General features: G+C 72.4%; 20 protein-coding genes. 11 read left to right on the top strand and 9 right to left on the bottom strand.

What is annotated here, in order from left to right:
- Positions 1 to 55: 55 nt before the first annotated feature.
- Entirely contained in the window at positions 56 to 1,261 is a 1,206-nt protein-coding gene (locus HCK04_RS00370; RefSeq protein ID WP_221889843.1) for an MFS transporter, read from the bottom strand.
- A 73-nt stretch (positions 1,262 to 1,334) separates the two neighbouring features.
- Here HCK04_RS00370 and HCK04_RS00375 point away from each other — a divergent pair, with 73 nt between their 5' ends.
- From HCK04_RS00375 to HCK04_RS00385, 3 genes are all read left to right on the top strand, one after another.
- Positions 1,335 to 2,300: a DUF5937 family protein gene (locus HCK04_RS00375; RefSeq protein ID WP_142644848.1), complete on the top strand. Its 966-nt coding sequence runs from the start codon at positions 1,335 to 1,337 to the stop codon at positions 2,298 to 2,300.
- 398 nt (positions 2,301 to 2,698) lie between these two features.
- Complete coding sequence (gene glnA / locus HCK04_RS00380; RefSeq protein ID WP_142645204.1) at positions 2,699 to 4,060, top strand: type I glutamate--ammonia ligase; 1,362 nt, start codon at positions 2,699 to 2,701, stop codon at positions 4,058 to 4,060.
- 156 nt (positions 4,061 to 4,216) lie between these two features.
- Positions 4,217 to 4,975, top strand: coding sequence for a hypothetical protein (locus HCK04_RS00385; protein WP_142644849.1), 759 nt, complete (start codon positions 4,217 to 4,219; stop codon positions 4,973 to 4,975).
- Positions 4,976 to 5,060: 85 nt separating this feature from the next.
- On the opposite strand, the gene HCK04_RS00390 is transcribed toward HCK04_RS00385, so the two are convergent.
- On the bottom strand, positions 5,061 to 5,918 hold the full coding sequence (locus tag HCK04_RS00390) for an alpha/beta fold hydrolase (protein WP_142644850.1): 858 nt from the start codon (positions 5,916 to 5,918) through the stop codon (positions 5,061 to 5,063).
- 69 nt (positions 5,919 to 5,987) lie between these two features.
- Between HCK04_RS00390 and HCK04_RS00395 the strand changes: the two genes are divergently transcribed.
- On the top strand, positions 5,988 to 6,701 hold the full coding sequence (locus HCK04_RS00395) for a type 1 glutamine amidotransferase (protein ID WP_142644851.1): 714 nt from the start codon (positions 5,988 to 5,990) through the stop codon (positions 6,699 to 6,701).
- A 258-nt stretch (positions 6,702 to 6,959) separates the two neighbouring features.
- A complete protein-coding gene (locus HCK04_RS00400) occupies positions 6,960 to 9,962 on the top strand; it encodes a bifunctional [glutamine synthetase] adenylyltransferase/[glutamine synthetase]-adenylyl-L-tyrosine phosphorylase (protein WP_142644852.1) in 3,003 nt (1,000 codons plus the stop codon).
- Positions 9,963 to 10,023: 61 nt separating this feature from the next.
- Here the strand turns inward: HCK04_RS00400 and HCK04_RS00405 are convergent, their stop codons facing one another.
- Positions 10,024 to 10,836 carry an SAM-dependent methyltransferase gene (locus tag HCK04_RS00405; RefSeq protein ID WP_142644853.1) on the bottom strand — a complete coding sequence of 271 codons (813 nt, stop codon included), beginning with the start codon at positions 10,834 to 10,836 and terminating at the stop codon, positions 10,024 to 10,026.
- Between the two features lie 128 nt (positions 10,837 to 10,964).
- On the opposite strand from HCK04_RS00405, the gene HCK04_RS00410 reads away from it, so the two are divergent.
- The 3 genes from HCK04_RS00410 to HCK04_RS00420 all read left to right on the top strand — a co-directional run bounded on the left by HCK04_RS00410 (position 10,965) and on the right by HCK04_RS00420 (position 14,047).
- Positions 10,965 to 12,359 carry a hypothetical protein gene (locus HCK04_RS00410; protein ID WP_142644854.1) on the top strand — a complete coding sequence of 465 codons (1,395 nt, stop codon included), beginning with the start codon at positions 10,965 to 10,967 and terminating at the stop codon, positions 12,357 to 12,359.
- Between the two features lie 66 nt (positions 12,360 to 12,425).
- Positions 12,426 to 13,670 carry an MFS transporter gene (locus HCK04_RS00415; protein ID WP_142644855.1) on the top strand — a complete coding sequence of 415 codons (1,245 nt, stop codon included), beginning with the start codon at positions 12,426 to 12,428 and terminating at the stop codon, positions 13,668 to 13,670.
- On the top strand, positions 13,667 to 14,047 hold the full coding sequence (locus tag HCK04_RS00420; protein WP_142644856.1) for a nuclear transport factor 2 family protein: 381 nt from the start codon (positions 13,667 to 13,669) through the stop codon (positions 14,045 to 14,047). Before HCK04_RS00415 ends, HCK04_RS00420 begins: the two co-directional genes overlap by 4 nt.
- Before the next feature lie 40 nt (positions 14,048 to 14,087).
- Here HCK04_RS00420 and HCK04_RS00425 read toward each other — a convergent pair whose 3' ends face one another.
- Positions 14,088 to 14,528, bottom strand: a complete 441-nt coding sequence (locus HCK04_RS00425) for a nuclear transport factor 2 family protein (RefSeq protein WP_147942248.1) — start codon at positions 14,526 to 14,528, stop codon at positions 14,088 to 14,090.
- 57 nt (positions 14,529 to 14,585) lie between these two features.
- Positions 14,586 to 15,176, bottom strand: a complete 591-nt coding sequence (locus tag HCK04_RS00430; protein ID WP_168065525.1) for an NAD(P)H-dependent oxidoreductase — start codon at positions 15,174 to 15,176, stop codon at positions 14,586 to 14,588.
- Positions 15,177 to 15,325: 149 nt separating this feature from the next.
- Here HCK04_RS00430 and sigJ point away from each other — a divergent pair, with 149 nt between their 5' ends.
- Positions 15,326 to 16,261 (top strand): RNA polymerase sigma factor SigJ, encoded by a 936-nt coding sequence (gene sigJ / locus HCK04_RS00435; protein WP_142644857.1) that lies wholly within the window; start codon positions 15,326 to 15,328, stop codon positions 16,259 to 16,261.
- A gap of 90 nt (positions 16,262 to 16,351) precedes the next feature.
- On the opposite strand, the gene HCK04_RS00440 is transcribed toward sigJ, so the two are convergent.
- On the bottom strand, positions 16,352 to 17,122 hold the full coding sequence (locus tag HCK04_RS00440; protein ID WP_142644858.1) for a hypothetical protein: 771 nt from the start codon (positions 17,120 to 17,122) through the stop codon (positions 16,352 to 16,354).
- Positions 17,123 to 17,250: 128 nt separating this feature from the next.
- On the opposite strand from HCK04_RS00440, the gene HCK04_RS00445 reads away from it, so the two are divergent.
- Positions 17,251 to 17,772, top strand: a complete 522-nt coding sequence (locus tag HCK04_RS00445; RefSeq protein WP_142644859.1) for a GNAT family N-acetyltransferase — start codon at positions 17,251 to 17,253, stop codon at positions 17,770 to 17,772.
- A gap of 1 nt (position 17,773) precedes the next feature.
- Here the strand turns inward: HCK04_RS00445 and HCK04_RS00450 are convergent, their stop codons facing one another.
- Together HCK04_RS00450 and HCK04_RS00455 are read right to left on the bottom strand one after the other, a co-directional pair.
- Positions 17,774 to 18,388 (bottom strand): class I SAM-dependent methyltransferase, encoded by a 615-nt coding sequence (locus HCK04_RS00450; protein WP_142644860.1) that lies wholly within the window; start codon positions 18,386 to 18,388, stop codon positions 17,774 to 17,776.
- A gap of 4 nt (positions 18,389 to 18,392) precedes the next feature.
- Positions 18,393 to 19,265, bottom strand: coding sequence for a LysR family transcriptional regulator (locus HCK04_RS00455; protein WP_142644861.1), 873 nt, complete (start codon positions 19,263 to 19,265; stop codon positions 18,393 to 18,395).
- Between the two features lie 83 nt (positions 19,266 to 19,348).
- Between HCK04_RS00455 and HCK04_RS00460 the strand changes: the two genes are divergently transcribed.
- A complete protein-coding gene (locus HCK04_RS00460) occupies positions 19,349 to 20,575 on the top strand; it encodes an MFS transporter (RefSeq protein ID WP_205829660.1) in 1,227 nt (408 codons plus the stop codon).
- Positions 20,576 to 20,582: 7 nt separating this feature from the next.
- On the opposite strand, the gene HCK04_RS00465 is transcribed toward HCK04_RS00460, so the two are convergent.
- The gene (locus HCK04_RS00465) at positions 20,583 to 20,984 is read right to left on the bottom strand and encodes a hypothetical protein (protein ID WP_142644862.1); all 402 of its coding nucleotides are present in this window, start codon (positions 20,982 to 20,984) and stop codon (positions 20,583 to 20,585) included.
- Positions 20,985 to 21,140 lie beyond the last annotated feature (156 nt).

The following is a 21,140-nucleotide window of genomic DNA, read 5'->3' on the forward strand; positions in this document are numbered from 1 at the left end:
CAGTTCGACCAGGAAAGTCGAGAGGAGCGGGCCGGCGTCTCCCATCCGGCCCGGTTTACGCCGTTTGAGCGGATCGGCGGCGTATGGCGCGGCCGATGAGGAGCTGGCCCACCGCCGCGAGCAGGCCGAAGGCGCCGAACAGCGGCCACACCAGTCCGGGGGCGGCGGCCAGCAGCCGGGTGCCCACGAGGGGCGCGAGCAGGGTGCCGGCCGACCAGGACAGGCCGTACAGGCCCGAGTAGCGCCCGCGCAGGTGGGGCGGCGCGAGCGCCGCGACGATCGCCCCCGGGATCCCGGCCGTGAGCACTTCGCCGAGCGTCCAGACGGCCACGGCCGCCGCGTGCCCGGCCGCCGACGACGCCAGGGAGGTCACCGCGAACCCGACGCCGACGAGCGCGAACCCCGCCGCGAGCACCCTGGACGAGTCGAACCGGGCCAGCCACGCGTTGGTGAGCGGCTGGACGACCACGATCAGCAGGCCGTTGACCGCCATCGCCATGCCGTACGCGCTCGTGGGCAGCCCCTGACCGGTCATGGCGAGCGGCAGCGTGGTGTAGCCCTGCAGGTAGACCAGGGAATACACCAGGTTGCCCACGACGAAGGCCAGCATCAGCCGGTCGCGCAGCACGTCGGCGAACCGGCCGGGCTGCGCGTCCTCGCGGGCCGGGCGGGTCTCCGGGATCGCCCGCCACACGAGGAGACCGAAGATCAGGCAGGTCACGGCGTCCACCCAGAACAGCACGGTGAAGCCCGAGTGGGCGAGCCAGCCGCCCGCGACCATGGCGACCGAGAAGCCGAGGTTGATGGCCCAGAACAGCAGCCCGAACGCCCTCGGCCGGTCCTCCGGCGACACCAGGTCGGCGACGATCGCCTGCGAGGCCGGGCGGTAGGCGTCCACCACGATGCCCAGCACCAGCATGCCCACGACGAGCCCCGGCACGCTGGTGGTGTAGCCGAGCACGATCATGGTGACGGCCGTGGCGACCATGCCGCCCGTCAGCGTGATCCGGCGCCCGAGGCGGTCGGTCAGCCATCCGGCGACCGGCTGCGACAGCAGGGACCCCAGGCCGAACATGGTCATGACCAGCCCGGTGGTGGCGAGCGAGACGCCGCGCGCCTGCGTGAGGTAGATGCCGATGAACGGCTCCACCATCGTGCCGAGCCGGTTCACGAACGTTCCGCCGAACAGCACCCAGAACGGCCGGGGCAAACCCCCGACCTTCGACTGGATGAAGCCGGTCCTGCTGATCACTGTGGTCACGTCGTCCACCCTTGGACACCGGGGCCGCGCCGTGCCAATCTTTTAGCCCTGGCTGAAACATCGGGGGGCGATCATGCCGGTGGAGTGGCGGTTCACGCCGGACGACGTGGCGCGGCTGCGGTTCGCGTTCTCTCCGATGTGGGAGCTGGTCGCCAGCCTCCGGGTGCTGCGCGCTCCGGGCCGCCACTCGCTGCACCTGCCGTGGCTGCGGGCCGTACGGCCGCGCCTGCGTGAGGTGGATCTCACAGATCTGTTCGCGCTGGTCCCGGTGCGCGGCTACGTGCCCGACTTCCTCACCCCGCCGCCCGACACCCCGCTGCCGGACTTCGCCGCCGAGCTGGAGCGGGTGCGCGCCACGCCGCCCACCACGGCGTACGAGGAGATGGTCTGGGTGCAGACGTCCGATCCCGCGGCGCTGCGGCGGTTCGCCGACGACCCGGCGGAGGGCGTGCGGCGGGTGGCCGACCAGCTTCGGGCGTACTGGACGGTCGCCATCGAGGAGTTCTGGCCGCGGATCCGCGCGCTGCTGGAGGGCGACGTCATGTGGCGGTCACGCATGCTGGCGGCCGGGGGAGTGCGCGAGCTGTTCGCCGACCTGCACTCGACCGTCGCCTGGCACGGCGACCGGCTCGTCGCCGCCAAGAACTGCGACTACGTGGGCGATCTCGGCGGGGACGGCCTCGTGCTCGTGCCGAGCGCCTTCTCCTGGCCCGACGTCTGGGTGATGTACGAGCCCTACCTGCCGATGCTGTGCTACCCGGCCCGGGGCGTCGGGACGCTGTGGACGGACGGCACGCCCCCCTGCACGCCCGAGGCGCTGGCCGCGCTCATCGGCCGCACCCGGGCGCAGGTGCTCACCGCGCTGGCCGAGCCGGGCTCGACCAGCGGGCTCGCCCGGCGGCTCGGCCTCACGCCGGGCGCGGTCAGCCAGCACCTCGCCGTGCTGTCCGACGCGGGCCTGGTGGCGCGGCGGCGGCTCGGCCGCGAGGTGCTCTACCGGCGCACCCCGGTCGGCGAGTCGCTCGCCGCCGTCTCCTGATCACCCTGAACCACCCCGGATTCCTGCCGATCACTCCAGGGCCGGCGGCCAGGCCGAGGCGGGCCTCCTCCGCCAGGGCGCGTACGGCTCCCGTCGGCCCGAGGTCGTCGAGCGCGGGGGGACGCAGGCCGTACACGAGTTGACGGACGTCGGCGGTGACGCTGTTCATGCCCTCGCGCCGTCAGGAACGCCGGATCAACGGCATCGACGCTCCGGCCGACGGGTTCGTTCAGTGTGATCCTCGTCACCGTCTCCGCCCGCGGCCCCCGGGGACCGCCGCCGTTCAGGGCCCAGTGGTGAGCCGCAGGACCGACGGCTCACACTCCCCCGTAACCCCTGTGAAACACTCACCAGGCAGACTGGTACGAGACCAGACCTGTGACTCCGTGAGGTACGCCTTGGACCGCCAGCAGGAATTCGTGCTCCGCACGCTCGAAGAGCGAGACATCCGGTTCATCCGGCTGTGGTTCACCGACGTGCTCGGTTTCCTGAAGTCGGTGGCGATCGCGCCGGCCGAGCTGGAGGGCGCCTTCGCCGAGGGCATCGGCTTCGACGGCTCGGCGATCGAGGGCTTCTCGCGGGTCTACGAGTCGGACATGCTGGCCAAGCCCGACCCGGCGACGTTCCAGATCCTGCCGTGGCGCAGTGAGTCGCCGGGCGCCGCCCGCATGTTCTGCGACATCCTGATGCCGGACGGCTCGCCGTCGCACGCCGACCCCCGCTTCGTGCTCAAGCGGACGCTGGCCAAGGCGGCCGACATGGGCTTCACGTTCTACACCCACCCCGAGGTGGAGTTCTTCCTGCTCCGCAACCGGCCGGAGAAGGGCGACAAGCCCGAGCCCATCGACGACGGCGGCTACTTCGACCACACGCCGCACAGCGCGGGCCACGACTTCCGCCGCAACGCGATCATGATGCTGGAGTCGATGGGCATCTCGGTGGAGTTCAGCCACCACGAGGGCGCGCCGGGCCAGCAGGAGATCGACCTCCGCTACGCCGACGCGCTGACCACGGCCGACAACATCATGACGTTCCGGCTGGTCATGAAGGAGGTGGCGCTGGAGCAGGGGGTGTGGGCCTCGTTCATGCCCAAGCCGTTCACCGACTTCCCCGGGTCGGGCATGCACACCCACATGTCGCTGTTCGAGGGCGACCGCAACGCCTTCCACGAGCCCGGCGCCGACTATCAGCTCTCCAAGATCGGCCGGTCGTTCATCGGCGGCCTGCTCCGGCACGCCGCGGAGATCACCGCCGTCTGCAACCAGTGGGTCAACTCCTACAAGCGGCTGTGGGGCGGCGCCGAGGCGATCGCCGGGGCCGGCGGCGAGGCCCCCGCGTACATCTGCTGGGGGCACAACAACCGCTCCGCGCTCGTGCGCGTGCCCATGTACAAGCCGCACAAGGGCGGCTCGACCCGCATCGAGTTCCGCTCGGTCGACTCCTCCTGCAACCCCTACCTCGCCTTCGCCGTCATCCTGGCCGCCGGGCTCAAGGGCATCGAGGAGGGGTACGAGATGCCGCCGGGGGCCGAGGACGACGTGTGGGCGCTGACCAGCGCGGAGCGGCGGGCGCTCGGCATCCAGCCGCTGCCCCAGTCGCTCGACGAGGCGATCTCGGCGATGGAGCACAGCGAGCTGGTCGCCGAGACGCTGGGCGAGCACGTCTTCGACTACTTCCTGCGCAACAAGCGCGCGGAGTGGCAGGACTACCGCCGCCAGGTGACCGAGTTCGAGCTGGGCCGCTACCTGCCCGTGCTCTGACGGAGATCGCGTCACCACGCCGTTACAGGCTGCAAATCTTCCTGACACTCCCGTCTGTTTGGCTGGTCCGTACGCCGGAACAGTAAAATCGGTTCACTTGTTACGACTTTTGCGGGTGAGCCGTATCAAGACGTGACTCAGGGAGGACGTGGCCATATGACGGCGGCTGCGGGGCTGCAGACCGTTCTGACCGTACCGAAGCGTTTCCGGGGACCAGAGGGCACCGCCAACGGCGGCTGGATAGCGGGCACCCTCGCCGGCACGCTGACCGGGCGCGGTCACGACTCGCCGGTGGAGGTCACCCTTCGCAGACCGGTCCCCCTGGAGACCGCTCTGTGCGTCGAGCATGTCGGCAACGCCGTCGTGCTCAGCCAGGGCGACAGCCACCTCGTGGAGGCGATCCCGGTCGCCGAGACGCTGACGCCGCCGCCGTTCGTGCGGTTCACCGACGCGGCCCGCGCGGAGGCGGGCTTCCCCGGCAGGCACGGCCACGCCATCGCGGGCTGCTTCGCCTGCGGGCTGCGTGAGCCCGGCGACGGGCTGCGGATCTTCCCCGGCCCGGTCGAGAGCCCCGCCGACGGCGGCGAGCTCGTCGCCGCGGGCTGGCGGGTGCCGTTCAACGTGACCGACGAGCAGGGCGTGGTGCCCGACTCGATCGTCTGGGCGGCGCTCGACTGCGTCACCGGGTGGGCGCACTACCGCAGCTTCCCCGACCGGCGGCCCATCGAGCCTCCGCTGCTCGGACGGCTGACCGGGCAGGTGTTCCGCCGGGTCTACCCGATGGGCCGATACTCGGTCGTCGCCCGGGCGGAGGGCCGCGACGGCCGCAAGCTGTTCGGCACGAGCGCGGTCTACGAGGTGGACGGCGCGCTCGTCGCCGCCGCCAAGGCCACCTGGATCCTGCCCCGCCAGTGACACGGCCCTGCGCCGGTCAGGGCAGGGCCGGCGCCGGGCGGCCGTGGAGCTCGTCCAGGGCCGCCGGGCGCGAAGGGGCCCGCGCTCACTCCGTGAGGCGGGCGGCGACGACCGCGGCGCAGCGGGGGTCGAACAGGATCGTGTAGTGGTTGCAGTCCGGCACGACCTCGTCGCGCAGGCCGGGCAGCTCGGCCGTCCACCGCTCGGTCAGGTCGTCCGGGAGCATCCCGACGTCCTGGTTCAGCAGCCCCCGCGGCGCGCGGAGCAGCAGCGGCGCCGGCTCGATGCCCTTCAGCGCCGTCCCGATCGCCTCGTGCTCGGTGAGCAGCCAGCGGCCGTCCTGCCGTACGGCGTCCTCGCGGGCGCGTGAGCGGACGGCGTCGTCCGGCCCGGCGGCGTCATAGCGGACGTACTCCTCGATGAGCGGGGACCAGTCGTTCGCGAGCGCGGGGTGGGCGCGGAAGAAGCCGAGGTAGGCGTCCACGCTCGGATAGGTCTGGGAGAGCCGGGCGATGGCCGGGCCGAGCGTCGCCTCCAGCACCTCGTCGGGGTCGGCGCCGGGCGGCAGCGGCAGCGGCAGGCCGCCGTCCACGAGCACGACCTTGGCGTAACGCCGGTGCGCGCCGTGCAGCGCCGCGACGTAGGCGCCCATCGAGTGCCCGGTGAGCACGCTCGTGCCGTCCGCGCCCACGTGCTCGGCGACGCGTTCCAGGTCTTCGGCGTGCCGGTCCAGGCCGTACGGGCCGGGCAGATCGGCGCTGTGGCCGCGCCCGCGCAGGTCCACGGCGACCAGCGACCAGCCGGGTGGCAGCGCGTCGGCGACCGCCCGCCACGCCATGAGGGAGGCGGTGATGCCGTGCGCCGCGATGATCAGGCGGGGACCGCCGCCGAACCTGGCGATCCGCAGCCGTCCGCCGGGGACGGCGACCTCATCGATGTTCATGATGCGGACTGTACGGTACGACCCTGTCCGCTATCGCCTGTCCTGATATGTGTCTTTAAGCTCTCCCGTATGGGTGAACGTCTGACCGTCATCGAGCACGAGGCCGAGGCCGGCCTGGGCTTCTTCGCGGGGTGGCTGGAGGCCGCCGGAGTCGAGACCGAGGTCGTCCGGCCGTACAAGGGGGAGCCGGTGCCCGAGCGCGCCCCCGGCGGGCTGCTGGTGCTCGGCGGCGCCGCGGCGGCCTGGGACGACGAGGGCTACGCCTGGCTGCCCGCGACCAGGGCCCTGATCGCCCGTGCCGTGGACGAGGGCGTGCCGACGCTCGGCATCTGCCTCGGCGCCCAGCTCATGACCATGGCCTGCGGCGGGACCGTCGAGCGCGGCGGCGCGGGCCTGGAGATCGGCCTGGGGGAGATCGAGCCGCTTCCCGAGGCCGCCGCCGACCCGCTGCTTTCCACGTTGCCGTCCGCGTCGCGGAACGGGCCGGTCCGGGCGATCCAGTATCACTACGACGCCATGACCACCCTGCCCGAGGGCGCCGTACGGCTGGCCACCGGCGCGCGCTACCCCAACCAGGCGTACCGGCTCGGCGACCGGGCGTGGGCCGTGCAGTTCCACCCCGAGGCCACGCCCGAGATCTTCGCCTCCTGGACCGAGGGAGGGGAGCTGCCGCCCGAGCGGGCCGCGGAGCTGAACGCGCAGGTCGGGGCCGCCGGAGACGAGCTGAGGCGCACCTGGAGGCCGCTCGCCGAGGCGTTCGCGGCCCAGCTCACCCGGAGCTGACATGCCCTGACGGACCGGAGGAGCGCGCGGCGAAAACGCGTGATGGGCCGATTACGCAGAGAAACCGCTAAGGACGCGCACAACACGGAGGGCTAGCGTGTGCGCTGAGCCCGGCGGGCGCCGGGCGGTGATGTCCGAGGTCGGTTCCGCGGCAGGGGGCCGATCTCTGCGAGGAGGCTTCCGTCCCATGTGTACCGTTACTGGGAAGGTTCGTCTCGGGGGGCCGACGTGATCGACGTCGGGGTGGAGGAAGGAACGGTGAACGCCGCGCCTCGGATACAGACGACGGCAGGGCGCCTGGCGGCGCTCGGATTCGCCGACGGCGCGCGGGCCGAACGGCTGCTCGACGAGCTCGGCCCCGAGGCGGTCGGCGATCTCGCCCTGCTCGACGACCTCGTCAGGGCCGCGGACCCGGATCTGGCGCTGACCACCCTGAGCCGTCTGGTCGAGCGGGACCCGAGCGTGCTCGGGGCGTTCCGCGCCGACCCCGACCTGCGTCGCAGGCTGCTCGGCGTGTTCGGGCTCAGCGCGGCGCTCGGTGAGCACGTCGTGCGGCACCCGGAGTGCCTGCCGTCGATCCAGTGGACGCGCTGGCCCACGCTCGGCGATCTGCGCGAGGAGATGCTGCTCGCGGTCGGGGCCGACCCGGACGCGTCCGAACCCGTGGCCGAGCTTATGGCAGGCGGAGTCGTCGCCGGGCCGGGCACGCCGGCGATGGACGCGCTGCGCGTCGCCTACCGCAACCGCCTGCTGCACCTGGCGTCGCGCGACGTGGCCGGCGAGTGCACGCTCGCCGAGGTCGCCGCCGCGCTGGCCGACCTCGCCTCGGCCGCGCTGGAGGCCGCGCTCGCCATCGCCAGGGCCGAGGTGCCCGACGCGGGCGACGTACGGCTGGCCGTCATCGGCATGGGCAAGTGCGGGGCCCGCGAGCTGAACTACATCTCCGACGTCGACGTCGTCTTCGTGGCCGAGCCCAAGGAGGGCGTCGACGAGACCAAGGCGCTGCAGATCGCCACCCGCCTCGCGCAGGGCATGATGCGGGCCTGCTCGGCGAGCACCCCCGAGGGCGCGCTGTGGGAGGTGGACGCCAACCTGCGCCCCGAGGGCAAGATGGGCCCGCTCGTGCGCAGCATGGAAAGCCACCTGACCTACTACCGGCGGTGGGCCAAGACCTGGGAGTTCCAGGCGCTGCTCAAGGCGCGCCCGGTCGCGGGCGACCTGGAGCTCGGCCAGCAGTACGTCGCCGCGGTCAACGAGCTGGTCTGGCAGGCCGCCGCCCGGCCCAAGTTCGTGGAGGACGTGCAGGCCATGCGCCGCCGCGTGGAGGCGCATGTGCCCGCGGGCGAGGCCGACCGGCAGATCAAGCTCGGGCCGGGCGGGCTGCGGGACATCGAGTTCGCCGTCCAGCTCCTCCAGCTCGTGCACGGCCGTTCCGACCCGCTGCTGCGCCGCCGGGCCACGCTGTCGGCCCTCGCCGCCCTGTCCAGGGGCGGCTACGTCGGGCGTGATGACGCCAAGGCGCTCGCCGAGGCCTACACCTTCCTGCGCCAGGTCGAGCACATGCTCCAGCTCCACCGACTGCGCCGCACCCACGTGGTGCCGTCGGACACCGCCGACCTGCGGCGGCTCGGCCGGGGCCTGGGCATGACGACCGACCCGGTGGGGGAGTTCACCACAACGTGGAAGCGGCACGCGCTGGAGGTGCGGCGGCTCCACGAGAAGCTGTTCTACCGCCCGCTGCTGCAGGCCGTGGCCCGGCTGCCGGAGACCGAGGCCCGCCTGTCCGCGGCCGCGGCCACCGCGCGGCTGCAGGCGCTCGGCTACGCCGACCCCGAGGGCGCGCTGCGGCACATCGCCGCGCTCACCAGCGGTGTCTCCCGCCGGGCGGCCATCCAGCGGACGCTGCTGCCGGTCATGCTCGGCTGGTTCGCCGACGCCCCCGACCCCGACGCCGGCCTGCTCGGCTTCCGCCAGGTGAGCGACAAGCTCGGCGCCACGCCGTGGTATCTGCGCCTGCTGCGCGACGAGACCGCCGTGGCCGAGCGCCTCGCCCACCTGCTCGGCACCAGCAAATACGTCACCGCTTTACTGCTGCACGCCCCCGAGGCCGTCGCGATGCTGGGCTCGCCCGCCGAGCTGGCCGTACGGCCCGCGGCGACGCTCGCCGCCGAGGCCGCCGCCGCGGTGAGCCGCCACGCGGAGGACGCCGAGACCGCCGTCGCCGCCGTGCGGGCGCTGCGCCGCAGGGAGCTGCTCCGCACGGCCTGCGCCGACCTGTCGGGGCTGATCGACATCGAGGAGGTCGGCCAGGCCCTCTCGTCGTTGAACGACGTCACGATCCAGGCGGCGCTCGACACGGCGATCAACAAGGTCACGCTGGAACGGCGCGCTCCGTTCCCGACGCGGATGGCCGTCATCGCCATGGGCCGCCTCGGCGGCCTGGAGAGCTCCTACGCCAGCGACGCCGACGTCATGTTCGTGCACGCGCCGCTGCCGGGGGTGGCCGACAGGGACGCGACCGACGCCGCACACGCGGTGGCCGAGGAGACGCGCAGGCTGCTCGCGCTGCCCGCGCCCGACCCGCCGCTGCAGATCGACGCGGGCCTGCGGCCGGAGGGACGGCAGGGGCCGCTCGTGCGCACGATCGCCTCCTATCGGGCCTACTACGACCGCTGGGCCTCGCACTGGGAGGCCCAGGCGCTGCTGCGGGCCCGGTTCTGCGCGGGCGACCCCGAGCTCGGCCGTGAGTTCATCGCGCTCGTCGATCCGCTGCGCTACCCGGCCGGGGGCATCTCCGCGGACGCCGTACGCGAGATCCGCAAGCTCAAGGCGCGCATGGAGGCCGAGCGGCTGCCGCGCGGGGCCGATCCCGCCCTGCACACCAAGCTCGGCAGGGGCGGGCTGAGCGACGTGGAGTGGGTGGCCCAGCTCATCCAGTTGCGGCACGCGGGCGCCACCCCCGCGCTGCGTACGACGCGCACTCTCGACGCGCTGCGCGCGGCGGCGGCGGAGGGCCTGCTCGACCCGGCCGACGAGGAGGTGCTCGCGCAGGCGTGGCTGTTCGCGTCACGCATCCGCGACGCCCTCATGCTGGTGCGCGGTCGGGCGTCCGACAGCATCCCGACCTCGGTCAAGGAGCGCGTGCTGCTCGCGCGGGCGCTCGGCTATCCCCCCGAGGGCACCGAGGACTTCGTCGAGGACTACCGGCGCGCCACCCGGCGGGCCCGGGCCGTGGTGGAGCGCGTCTTCTACGAGGACTGACTCCGGCCCCGGGCCGGGTGGTTCCGTACGGGCCGGGTGGAGGGGGCAGTGCGGGGGATGGTCAGAGCTTCCTGCCCACGGCCCCGTACCCGCCGTGCACGCGGCCGGTCAGGAAGGGGATCTCGTCCGGGTCCGGGCGCCACTCGCCGACCGCCACCAGGCCGGGCTCCACGAGCTCGAAGCCGTCGAAGAACCGGGCGATCTCCGCGCCGGTACGCAAGGTGAGCGGCACGGGCCCGGTGTTGTACGCCTCGGCGAAGGCCTCCAGGCTCTCGGGGGCGAAGTCGCCGGTGACGTGGGTGACGGCGAGGTAACTGCCGGGCACGACCGCGTCGGTGTAGCGCCTGACGACGCCGAACGGGTCGTCCTCGTCCTTGATGAACATGAGCGTGCCCACGATGACCACGGCGATCGGCTGGTCGAAGTCGAGCGTCGCCAGCGTGTCGGGGTGCTTGAGGATGGCGTCGGGGTCGCGCAGATCGGCCTCGATGTAGGCGGTCCTGCCCTCCGGCGCGCTGCGCAGCAGCGCGCGGGCGTGGACCATCACGATCGGGTCGTTGTCGACGTAGACGACCCTGGCCGCCGGATTCACGGACTGGGCGACCTCGTGGGTGTTGCCCTGGGTCGGAATGCCGGTGCCGATGTCGAGGAACTGGGTGATCCCCTGCTCCGCGAGGAACCGTACGGCCCGGCCGAGGAACGCCCGATTGTCCCGGGCGCCCTGGACGACCCCGGGAGAGGCGGCCTTCACCGCTTCGGCGACCGCGCGGTCGGCTTCGAAGTTGTCCTTGCCGCCCAGCCAGTAGTCGTACACCCGGGCGGGATGCGGCACCGAGGTGTCGAGCTTCGCGGCAGCGGGGGTTTCGTCGGCCATCACATGCTCCGGGGGGAAGGGGGTTTTTCTGATCTTATCCGTGCGCACCCCCGCCCGGTCGTCCGATCGAAATCCGGAATCGCGGAATTCATTGCCCTCACCGTGGCGACGCTGTATCAACGGTACGGGTGATCTCTTTGATCTCGTATTACGCAGACCTGGCTATCGGTCTGATTCTGGCCTTCCTGCTGTTGTCGCTTCTCGTCAGCGGCATCAACGAGGGCATCGTCAGGCTGCTCGGAATCCGCAGCAAGTTTCTGTGGGCATACCTGCGCGACACCCTCGACGGCGCGGAGACGGCGGACGGAACCTCCCGGCTCGACCGGATCCTGGACGCGCTCAGGAGGTTCGGCCGCACGGCGCGCACGGCGTCGGCGCAGGCGGTGCGGGCGGTGTCGCCGGAGGAGGGCCGCTCGCGGCTGCCCGCCGGCGTGATGGGGGTGTTCGCGCGGCTGCCGTTCGGCCCGGACCCGCGGCCCGCGTTCAGCCGGCAGCCGCCCCCGACGCAGAGCCCGCCGCTCACCGCCGCCGCGGGCTCCGTGGCCGCCGAACAGATGACGACCATTCAGATGACGTCCGAGGAGGAGACGGCAGGGGAGGGCGTGGACCCTGCGCACACCGCCGGGCAGGCCGACCCCGAGGAGATCGCCGTCCTCACGGTGGAGCCGGCGGACGTCGGCGCGGGAGCGGGCGGGACGGCCGGGGCCCCGGCCGGCGCGGGGGACGGCGCGGGGGCCGGCGCGGGGGGCGGCGTGCTGCCGCCGGGTCTGGGCAAGTCGATGGCCGAGCTGCTCCACGAGCGGCTGCAGGAGATCGATCACGCCAAGCGCGGGAGGACGAGCATCGCCGACATCCCGCCCGCGCGCTTCGCCGTCGCCGTGATGGAGATCGCCACCGAGCACGGCGGCGTGGACGCCCTCATGCGGGACCTCGACGCGCTGAAGAGCCCCTTCTCCCGCCCGCTCAAGGCCGTGTGGGACAGGGCCAGCCACGACCTGGAGGCGTTCCGGCGCGGCATCGAGGACTGGTTCGACGGTGAGATGGAGCGGCTCAGCCTGCTCTACCGCCGCTACGTCCGCTGGGTCATCGTCGCGCTCGGTCTCGTCGTGACGCTGGTGTTCAGCATGGACTCCCTGGAGTTCGGCAAGACCCTGCTGCGCGACAACGCCTACCGCAGCGCGGTGACGGCCTTCGGCGATACGGGTCCCCAGGCGCTCGAACCGCTGCGCGAGCAGTGCGCGCCCGGCCAGGACCCGTACGCGTGCGTCACCGACGTGCTGAGCACCCCGGCGTTCGTGAAGATCTTCACCTACGCCCCGGTGAGCGTCACGATGGACGCGGCCGACGGCCCGGTGTGGGCCTGGCGCGGCGGGGACTGGTGGCAGCGCCTCACGTCACCGGGCCACTGGCCGGGGTTCCTCGTCACGCTGGTCGCCCTGCTGTTCGGCGCGCCGTTCTGGTGGGACATCCTGCGCCGCGTGAGCGGCCTGCGCGGCCGTACCTCCGGCTCCACCCCCTCCTGACCGGTCGCGTGCCACGGCCGCGATATCGGGTTGCGGCGGCCGACGCGCGTGCGTACGGTCGGCCGGGTGCGCGGGCGAGGGCCGGCCGGGTCGCTGTGGCGGCACCGGGACTTCATGTTGCTGTGGAGCGGCCACACGGTGAGCCTGTTCGGCTCGCAGATCAGCTGGATCGCCCTGCCGATGGTCGCGGTCGCCGGGCTGCGCGCCACCACGTTCGAAGTGGCGGTGCTGGGGGCCATGGGCACGCTGCCGTCGCTGGTCGTGTCGCTGCCTGCCGGCGTGCTGGCCGATCGTCACCGCAGGCGGCGCCTCATGATCGCCTGTGACGCCGGGTCGGCGCTGGCCATGGCGTCGGTGCCGATCGCCGCCGTCGTGGGCCGGGTCACGATGACCCAGCTCTACGTGGTCACGCTGGTCGTCGGCGCGCTCGGCGTGGTCTTCGGCACCGCGTCAGGCAGCCTGACGCCGGTGCTGCTCGGCGGCGACAGGCTCACCGACGGCAACGCCAAGATGAACACCGCGCGCGGTCTCGCCGAGATGGCCGGGCCGAGCGTCGGAGGCTTCCTGGTCGGCCTCGTCGGCGCCGCCCGCGCGGTCGCCGCGGACGCCCTCTCGTACGCCGTGAGCGCCGTGGCCCTGGCGTCGATGCGCCTGCGGGAGCCGAAGCCCGAGCGCACACCGCACCGCGGGCGCTTCCTCGGTGAGATCGCCGAGGGGCTCCGGTTCGTGCTCGCCCATCCTGTGCTGCGCGTGCTCGCCCTCTCCGGGGCGGTCAGCGCCGTGCTGCTGCGCGGGATCAGCTCGATGTGGCTGCTGTACGTCGTGCGGGAGCTGGGCTGGAGCCCCCGGGCGGCCGGGCTCGTCTACGGCCTGAGCCTTGTCGGCGGGGTCGCCGGGAGCATGGTGGCCGGGCGGGTGACGGCCCGGTTCGGCATGGGTCGCGTGATCGTCCTGGGCGCTGCGCTGTCGGCCCCGTTCGAGCTGGTCACCCCCCTCGTGCCGCCCGGCCTGGCCGGCCAGTGGACCGTCGGGCTGGTCTTCACCTTCCTGACGGCCGCAGGGATGGTCCAGACGACCGCGGCCCAGACCGCGCGCCAGTCGCTGTGCCCGCCCGGCATGCTCGGCCGGATGAACGGCTCCACCCACTTCATGCGGGCGGGCCTGCTGCCGCTCGGGCCGCTGCTGGCCGGTGCCCTGGGCACCTGGATCGGCCTGCGCCCCGCCCTGATCATCCTGGGCTCCGCCACCCTGCTGTGGCCGCTCCTGCTGTCCCTGTCACCCGTACGCGCATTGGATGGGAAACGACCATGACCGACGACGACCGGCCGAGCGCCCCCCGGCGGCTCGCCACGCGCTACTTCGAGATGTGGAACACCGGCGACGCCACGTCGGCCGGGGAGATCCTGAGCCCGAGCTGGGTGGACCACGCGCATCCCGAGGTGGCCGGGCCGCAGGGCGTTCGCGAGGCGATCGAGCGGATCCGCGGCGCGCAGCCGGACCTCCGGTTCCGCATCGACGCCATCCTCGGGGAGGGTGACCTGGTGGCGGTCGTGGGGAACGCCGGTCGCGGCCAGGACGCGGACGGCGCCTCTCTGGTCTGGCTCATCCGCGTGCAGGACGGCCTGCTCGCCGAGATGTGGACCTACCACGGCAGCGGCGGGGGCCCGAGGGGCCTTCGGCTCCGGTGACGCCCCGGCCACTGCGGCCCGGGGCGTTCACCGGCGGCTGTCAGGGTTCGAGGTCGGTCACTCCTCGGCCGCTGGCGATGTCGAGCGGCACAGAAGCCTGGTCGTGCACGATCAGCCACTCGCCGCCGGTCTTCCGGAAGCAGAAGGTGCCCCGGACCCATATGCCGTTCGTCGCCGTCCCGTTCGCCAGCGTGCCGCTGAGCCGGCCGAAGCAGTGCCCGAACGCCACGTCGTCGCCCACGGCGAGGGTCAGGTCGCGCACCTCGTAATCGACCTCCTCGAAGACCGCGAACACTTTCGCCCAGTTCTTCAGCTTCGCGTCGATCCCGACGTGTTGCAGCGGCGGCTCGACGTCGAAGGACACGACGTCCGTCGCGTAGAGCCGCCTCAGTGCGTCGAGATCTTTGGCCCGGATCCCTTCGACGACCCTGCCGATGTGCCGCCTGATCGTGGCTTCGTCTTCCTCGCGTCGCGTAGGCATCGCTGTACGTCCCTTCAATCGGTTCTCACCGGTACGACCGGACAGTGCCGGGAAATGTCAGGCCGAGGTGACGGTGACCGGGGTGGCGGCGCGCAGCGGCGCCAAGGCGGTGCTCCAGGCGACGACATGGTCCAGCAGCGTGTCCAGGGCGCCGACACTGTGCGGGCCCGGCCTGAAGACGGTGTAGTCCTCGAACTCGGTCTGCAGCGGCAGCGCGACCTGCGGGGCCACGTCCGCCATCTGCAACGCCCCGCAGACCAGCCGCAACTGCTCGACCGCGCGGGCGCCGCCCGCGATGCCGTACGAGACGAACCCGGTGGCCTTGTTGTTCCACTCGGCGTACAGGTGGTCGAGGGCGTCCTTGAGCACGCCGGGAGCCGAATGGTTGTATTCGGGAGTGACGATGACGAACCCGTCGAAAGAGGCGATGGTGTCCGCCCAGGCCCTGGTGTGCTCGTGCTGATACCGGCCCGCTGACAGCATCGCCGGTGTCGGCTCGTCGAGGTGCGGCAACGGGTGGTCGAGCAGGTCGACCACCGCGAACTCGGCGTCGGTGCGGCGTGCGGCCCTCTCGTGGACCCAGGTGGCGACCTGCTCGCCCCTGCGGCCGGGGCGGGTGCTGCCGAGTATGATCCCGATCTTCGTCATCGTTCTCCTGCTCCAGTGCTGATGCCGGTGCTTCGAGCAGTACGACAACGCGGCGGCCCGGAATGTGAGGCGGCCCGGCCTCACAGATCGCCGCGCTGTCTTGTCGGACCGGTAAGGGCAGCACACGACCCAGGGGAGCTTCCGGAACCATGACCGATCACCCCGGACCAGGACACGACCGGTCGGACGCGGGCCTGAGCGCGATCATCAGCGAGCGGCGTCAGCTCATCAACCTCGGCTACCGCCTGCTCGGCTCCCTGGCCGAGGCCGAGGACGTCGTCCAGGAGACCTACGCCCGCTGGTATGCCATGTCACCGCGGGAGCGGGACGCCATCGCGTCCCCCGGCGCCTGGCTGACCAGGGTCGCCGGGCGCATCTGCCTCAACCTGCTCTCCTCGGCGCGGGCCCGGCGCGAGACCTACGTGGGCGAGTGGATCCCCGAGCCGCTGCCCGACCCCGCGGACCGGGCCACCGGGCGGCCGGACGGCATCGGCGCGGACCCGGCCGACCAGGTCACGCTGGACGAGTCGGTCAGCATGGCGTTCCTCGTCGTGCTCGACGCGATGATCCCGGCCGAGCGCGTCGCGTTCGTCCTGCACGACGTCTTCCGCTACTCCTTCGCCGAAGTGGCGGAGATCGTCGGCCGGACCCCGGCGGCCTGCCGTCAGCTCGCGTCCTCGGCCCGCCGTCGCATCCGCGACTCCCAGGCCGCCGCGCCGCCGGCATCCCGGCAGGCCGCGGTCGTCAGGGAGTTCAAGCAGGCGTGGGAGGCCCAGGACATCAACGCGCTCATCGGGCTCCTCGACCCCGGCGCCACAGGAATCGCCGACGGCGGCGGCATCGCCCCCGCGCTGCTCCGCCCGATCGAGGGCGGCGAGCGGATCGCACGTCACTTCGCCGCGCTCGCCGCCAGGGTGTCCGGCCTGACGCTCCTGGAGCGTACGGTCAACGGCCGGCCCGGCCTGATCGCCCAGCAGGACGCCGTCACCGTGTCGGTGTTCGCGTTCGAGATCGCGGGCGACCGGATCAAGCGCATCTGGGCCGTACGCAACCCCGACAAGCTCCACCCGTGGACGGCCGGCTGACGGGCACGCTCGCCCGCGGCCGGCTCGCCGGCAGGTCATGCCCGTTCGACGCCCCGCGTCCCGGCCGCCGTACGCAGGGCTGCGGCGACGTCAGGCCACCTTCGAGGACGGGGCGGTCCAGGTGTTGCAGGATGCGGGGTCGCCGGTCTTGAATCCCTCGTTGGCCCAGTAAGTGAGCGACTTCCGGCTCCCGCTGTACGTGCCCGCCCAGCCGCGCAGGTAGAAGAGCAGATCGTCCCAGTCCTCGCGGGGACGCCTGAAGGACTTCCAGACGCTTCGCAGGGAGGCTCCGGCGAAGCAGGAGCTCTGCAGGCTGTATCGCCGCGTCTGTTCGGTGAGTTCGGCCTTGCTCCGGTGGTCGAGGTCGAGCCAGGCCCGGTAGATGCGCGTGACGTTCTGCACGTGCTCCCCGTAGTTCGTCGCGAGCAGGTTGAAGAGGTAGAGATCCCCCGGCTCCTGCAAAAGGTCCTTGGAAAGCACGATCAGGATGGTGCGCGATGTCTCGCAGTAGAAGCCGTCCCAATCGCCCTTGCGCCACTTGTCGCCGCAGTACTTCGCCGGCACCTCGGTGGCGTACGTGAGTTTCACCGGCGACGGCTTCAGATTCGCCCGGCGCAATTCGGTGCCCCAGGTGCGGGTGAGGCACCGCAGCATCTCGTTCAGATAGAGCTTCGCGGACCTCGCGTCTCCCTTCTTCACGCGCCTTTCCCGGCACGTGGTGTCCGGCAGCGGGCCCGCGCCGTACAGGCGGTTGTCGGTGAGGGTCCTGCTCTTGACCGGTTGGGCGGCGGCCGTGCCGGTGACGGCCGGGACGAGCCCCAGCGCCACCGTGCCGGCGAGCGCGATCTTGGCGAGTTTCACGGACGACGAGATTAGGCCACACAAAACACTCTCGGCAGCCTTTTTATGGGATATCACCCGATTGTTCCGTGCGCGGCAGCGAGGTGTATAACGGGGCGGCGGCAGCGGAAAACGGATGTGGAGCGTGCATGGTCATCAGACGTGCCGAACCGGCGGACGCGGAGGCGATCGCCGTCGTCCACGTCCGGTCGTGGCAGGCCGCCTATCCGGGGCTCATGCCCCAGGCCTACCTCGACGGGCTCACCCCGGCCATGCGCCTGCCCGTCTGGGAGCGCCTGCTGGGGGAGTCCGCCCCGCCGCGTGCGGAGGTCCTCGTGGCGGAGGCGGACGGCTCGGTCGCCGGGTTCGCCTCGTTCGGCCCCGGCCGGGACGACGACGTCGATCCCGCCTCGGTGGCGGAGATCTCGGCGATCTACCTGATGCCCGAGGTATGGGGCGCCGGGGTCGGCGGGCGTCTCATGGCCGCCGCGCTGGACAGCCTCACTGCCGCCGGATATGAGCAGGCCGTCCTCTGGGTCGTCGACGGGAACAGCCGCGCGCGGTGGTTCTACGAGCGCGGCGGCTGGCGCCCCGACGGCGCCGAACTGCACGACGAGTCGGACGGCTTCCCGCTGACCGAGATCCGCTACCGCCGGGCCCTGGACAGTTGACCTAGCGGCCGGGCTTCGTCCAGGTCAGGGAGTATCGGCGGAGCACATGCCGGCGATAGCGCACGCCCGGCAGCAGGCGGCGCGCCGCGGACCGCACCTGCCCGTAGCTCATCCGCGGTGCGGTCATCGGCATCCCCTCGGGCTCGTGTGCGCGGCGCAGCACCTTCGTGACGCGCACGACGGGAACGGCCGCGATCGTCGCCGCCCACTCCGCGACGGACGCCTCGCGGGCCAGGCCGACCACCACCAGCGTGCCGCCGGGACGCAGCAGCTCGCGCATCCTGGTGAGCGCGGCTTCGAAGTCCATGTGATGGATCGCGGACACCGAGCAGACGAAGTCGTACTCCCCGGCGGGCAGGGCGGCGGTGAGGAAGTCGCCCTCGACGAAGGCGAGCCCGGGCAGGCCGGCCGCGAGCTCGCGGGCACGCGCGATCATCTCCGGCGACCTGTCGACGCCGGTCACGCGCTTGGCCCGGCCGGTCAGCTTCCGGGCGAGCAGCCCGTCTCCGCAGCCGACGTCCAGCGCGTCACCGCACCCCTCGGGGACGGCGCGGAGGATGCCCGGGTGCCGGGCGACGTTGGTGTTCCAGTACGGGTCCGGGTCGGCCTGGCGCATCCGGTCATCGTAGGGCGGGCGCCATGACGAAGTCGCGGAATCGGGTGGCGGGGGCGGCCGGGGCGTGGTCGGTCCGCCAGGTGAGGCCGATGGTGCGGCGGGCGGCCTCCGCCGCGATCCTGACGCCGACGGTGCCCGACAGGCCGGCGAAGGGCTCGGGGACGACGGCTACGCCGAGCCCCGCCGCGACCAGGCCCTCGATGGTCGCGAGATCCTGGCTCTCGAACGAGACGGCGGGGGACACCCCGGCGTCGCGCAGCAGCGCGTCGACCAGGGCCCGGTAGCCGAAGCCGACCGGTGTCGTGACGAGCTCCTCGTCCGCCAGCTCCCGGAGGTCCACCTCCTCCCGGTCGCGCAGCCGGTGGCTCGGCGGCACGACGAGCACCAGCCGCTCCTCCTGCAAGGGGTGCCAGCCGAAATCTCCAGGTGGGCGTGGCGAGATGATCGCGAGGTCGGCGGCCCCGGTGCGCAGATCGTGCACGATCTCGTGCGCCGGTTCCTGGCGCAGCAGGATGCGCATCCGGGGCGCGTGCTCGTGGAAGGAGCGCAGCAGCCGCGGGACGAGGGAGGTGGCGATGGAGTCGAGGAAGGCCAGGCGCACCACGCCGGTGTCCGGGTCGAGCAGGCTCCCGAGGTCGGCCAGCAACTGCTCGTAGCGCGCCGTGAGGTCGCGCGCGGCCGCCACCACGAGCCTCCCGTTGGGCGTCAGGTGGACGCCGTCCGGCGCGCGCTCGAACACCCGGGTGCCGAGCTCGGTCTCGACGCGGGCGAGGGCGCGCGAGAGCGTCGGCTGGCTCGTGCGGAGGATTGCGGCGGTGTCGGTCACGTGCTGGTGATCGGCGAGGGCGACCAGCCAGGCCAGATCCCGGAGCAGCATGAGCGCCATCATACGCATCACGCATCAAAAACCGACTTTCACCGCATTGGACGCATGGAGTCAGAAAGCGCACAGTCGTTCGGGTGACCGCTGTTCTTGAGCCCTCCGCCGTGGAGGGACACCTGCCGGGGACCGCCGGATACCGGCGGGTCGTCGTCGCGCTGTTCGCCGCCGGGGTCGCCACCTTCGCGCTGCTCTACAGCACCCAGGCGATCCTGCCCGAGCTCGCCGAGCAGTTCGGGGTGTCCACCGCGGAGAGCACGCTGAGCGTGTCGCTCACCACGCTCGGGCTCGGTGTCGCGCTGCTGGTGGCCGGCCCCCTGTCCGACGTCGTCGGCCGTACGCGGCTGATCCACCTGTCGCTGACGGCGTCCGCCGTCGTCGCGGCCGCGTGCGCGCTGGCCCCCGGCTGGACCGCGCTCATGGTCCTGAGGTCGCTCCTGGGCATCACGCTGGCAGGGCTCCCCGCCGTCGCCACCGCCTACCTGCGCGAGGAACTGCGCCCGTCCACGCACGCCCGCGCCGCCGGTCTGTACGTCGGCGGCACGGCCCTGGGCGGCATGGCCGGCCGTCTCCTGACCGGCGCCGTCGCCCAGGCCGGCGGCTGGCGCTGGGCGCTCGCCGCGGTCGCCGCACTCGGCCTGCTGTGCGCCCTGACCGTGCGCGTCCTGCTTCCGGCCTCCCGGCGCTTCACCGCGGCCCCGGCAGGCGTACTTGCCCTGCTCCGTGGGAGCCTGCGCGTGGTGTCGGACCGCGGGCTGCTCGCGTTGTACGGCATCGGCGGGTGCTCGATGGGGGCCCTGGTCGCGGTGTTCAACACCCTGGGCTTTCGCCTCGCGGGCGCGCCGTTCCACCTCGGCGTCGGAGCCGCCGGCCTGATGTTCCTCGTCTATCCCATCGGCTCGGTCAGCTCCGTGGTGTTCGGCCGGCTGGCGGACGGCTACGGACGCAGGACCGTGACGCCGCTCGGCTGCCTGCTCGCCGTCGCCGGCGCGCTGGTCACGCTGCCGTCCTCGCTGCCGGTCGTGGTCATCGGGCTCGCGCTCCTCACCGCGGGGTTCTTCGCCGTCCATGGTGTGGCCAGCGGCTGGGTCCCGGCCCGGGCGCACGCGGGCGGGGCGTCCACGGGCCAGGCCGCCTCGCTCTACCTGTTCACCTACTACCTCGGGTCCTCCGTCTTCGGCAGCCTCGCGGGCCGCGCCTGGACGGACGCCGGATGGCCGGGCGTGGTCGCCCTCGCCGTGCTCCTGCTCACCGCCACCGGCGCCCTCACCCTCCTGCTGCGCCGTACCCCCGCCCTGGGGAAGTGACCGTTCGTCACGGGGAGGCGTGAGATAGGCGCAGGTCGCCCCCGAAGGCTTGCGCGATCACGCGTCCCGTCTCGAAGACGAACTCCGCCCCCACCCACTGGGTGGGATCGTCGGGGTCGAATCCCTCGCTCACCTGGACGAGCCGCTCGCCGACATGCCGGATGAAGGGCACCTCGGCGGGTGCGGGCACGATGTCCACCCGGCTGCCGAGCTCCTCCATCGTGTAGCCGTCTCCCGGCTCGTCCGGCACGACGCACAGAGCCCAGTCGGCGGTGTCACGGACCACGACGGTCGTCGTCTCCAGATGAAGCCATACGTGCAGGAGTTCGGGAGCGTCGGACTCATGGGTGAACAGGGCCGCCGTGACCCCGGTCAGGCGCAGGCCCTCCAGGGCGGAAAGTTCCATCATCCCCCCGGCCAAGCCGGCGATCTCACGAGCCCGGCGGTACGTGGTCGCCGCCGATTGGGAGAGGCGCGGGGGTGATCTTCGCGATCAGGACGCGGCGTCGATCCGGGCCACGCTCCCGGTCTGACCTCCCGTGCCGACCCTCGGCGGGCCGGAACC

It is taken from the genome of Microbispora sp. CL1-1, from assembly GCF_012034195.1.
GTDB lineage: Bacteria > Actinomycetota > Actinomycetes > Streptosporangiales > Streptosporangiaceae > Microbispora.

Coding starts and splice junctions, on each gene's coding strand:
- HCK04_RS00375 (WP_142644848.1), top strand. CDS start 1,335: ATGCCGGTGGAGTGGCGGTTCACGCCGGACGACGTGGCGCGGCTGCGG.
- HCK04_RS00385 (WP_142644849.1), top strand. CDS start 4,217: ATGACGGCGGCTGCGGGGCTGCAGACCGTTCTGACCGTACCGAAGCGT.
- HCK04_RS00390 (WP_142644850.1), bottom strand. CDS start 5,918: ATGAACATCGATGAGGTCGCCGTCCCCGGCGGACGGCTGCGGATCGCC.
- HCK04_RS00395 (WP_142644851.1), top strand. CDS start 5,988: ATGGGTGAACGTCTGACCGTCATCGAGCACGAGGCCGAGGCCGGCCTG.
- HCK04_RS00405 (WP_142644853.1), bottom strand. CDS start 10,836: ATGGCCGACGAAACCCCCGCTGCCGCGAAGCTCGACACCTCGGTGCCG.
- HCK04_RS00420 (WP_142644856.1), top strand. CDS start 13,667: ATGACCGACGACGACCGGCCGAGCGCCCCCCGGCGGCTCGCCACGCGC.
- HCK04_RS00425 (WP_147942248.1), bottom strand. CDS start 14,528: ATGCCTACGCGACGCGAGGAAGACGAAGCCACGATCAGGCGGCACATC.
- HCK04_RS00430 (WP_168065525.1), bottom strand. CDS start 15,176: ATGACGAAGATCGGGATCATACTCGGCAGCACCCGCCCCGGCCGCAGG.
- sigJ (WP_142644857.1), top strand. CDS start 15,326: ATGACCGATCACCCCGGACCAGGACACGACCGGTCGGACGCGGGCCTG.
- HCK04_RS00445 (WP_142644859.1), top strand. CDS start 17,251: ATGGTCATCAGACGTGCCGAACCGGCGGACGCGGAGGCGATCGCCGTC.
- HCK04_RS00450 (WP_142644860.1), bottom strand. CDS start 18,388: ATGCGCCAGGCCGACCCGGACCCGTACTGGAACACCAACGTCGCCCGG.
- HCK04_RS00455 (WP_142644861.1), bottom strand. CDS start 19,265: ATGCTGCTCCGGGATCTGGCCTGGCTGGTCGCCCTCGCCGATCACCAG.
- HCK04_RS00465 (WP_142644862.1), bottom strand. CDS start 20,984: ATGATGGAACTTTCCGCCCTGGAGGGCCTGCGCCTGACCGGGGTCACG.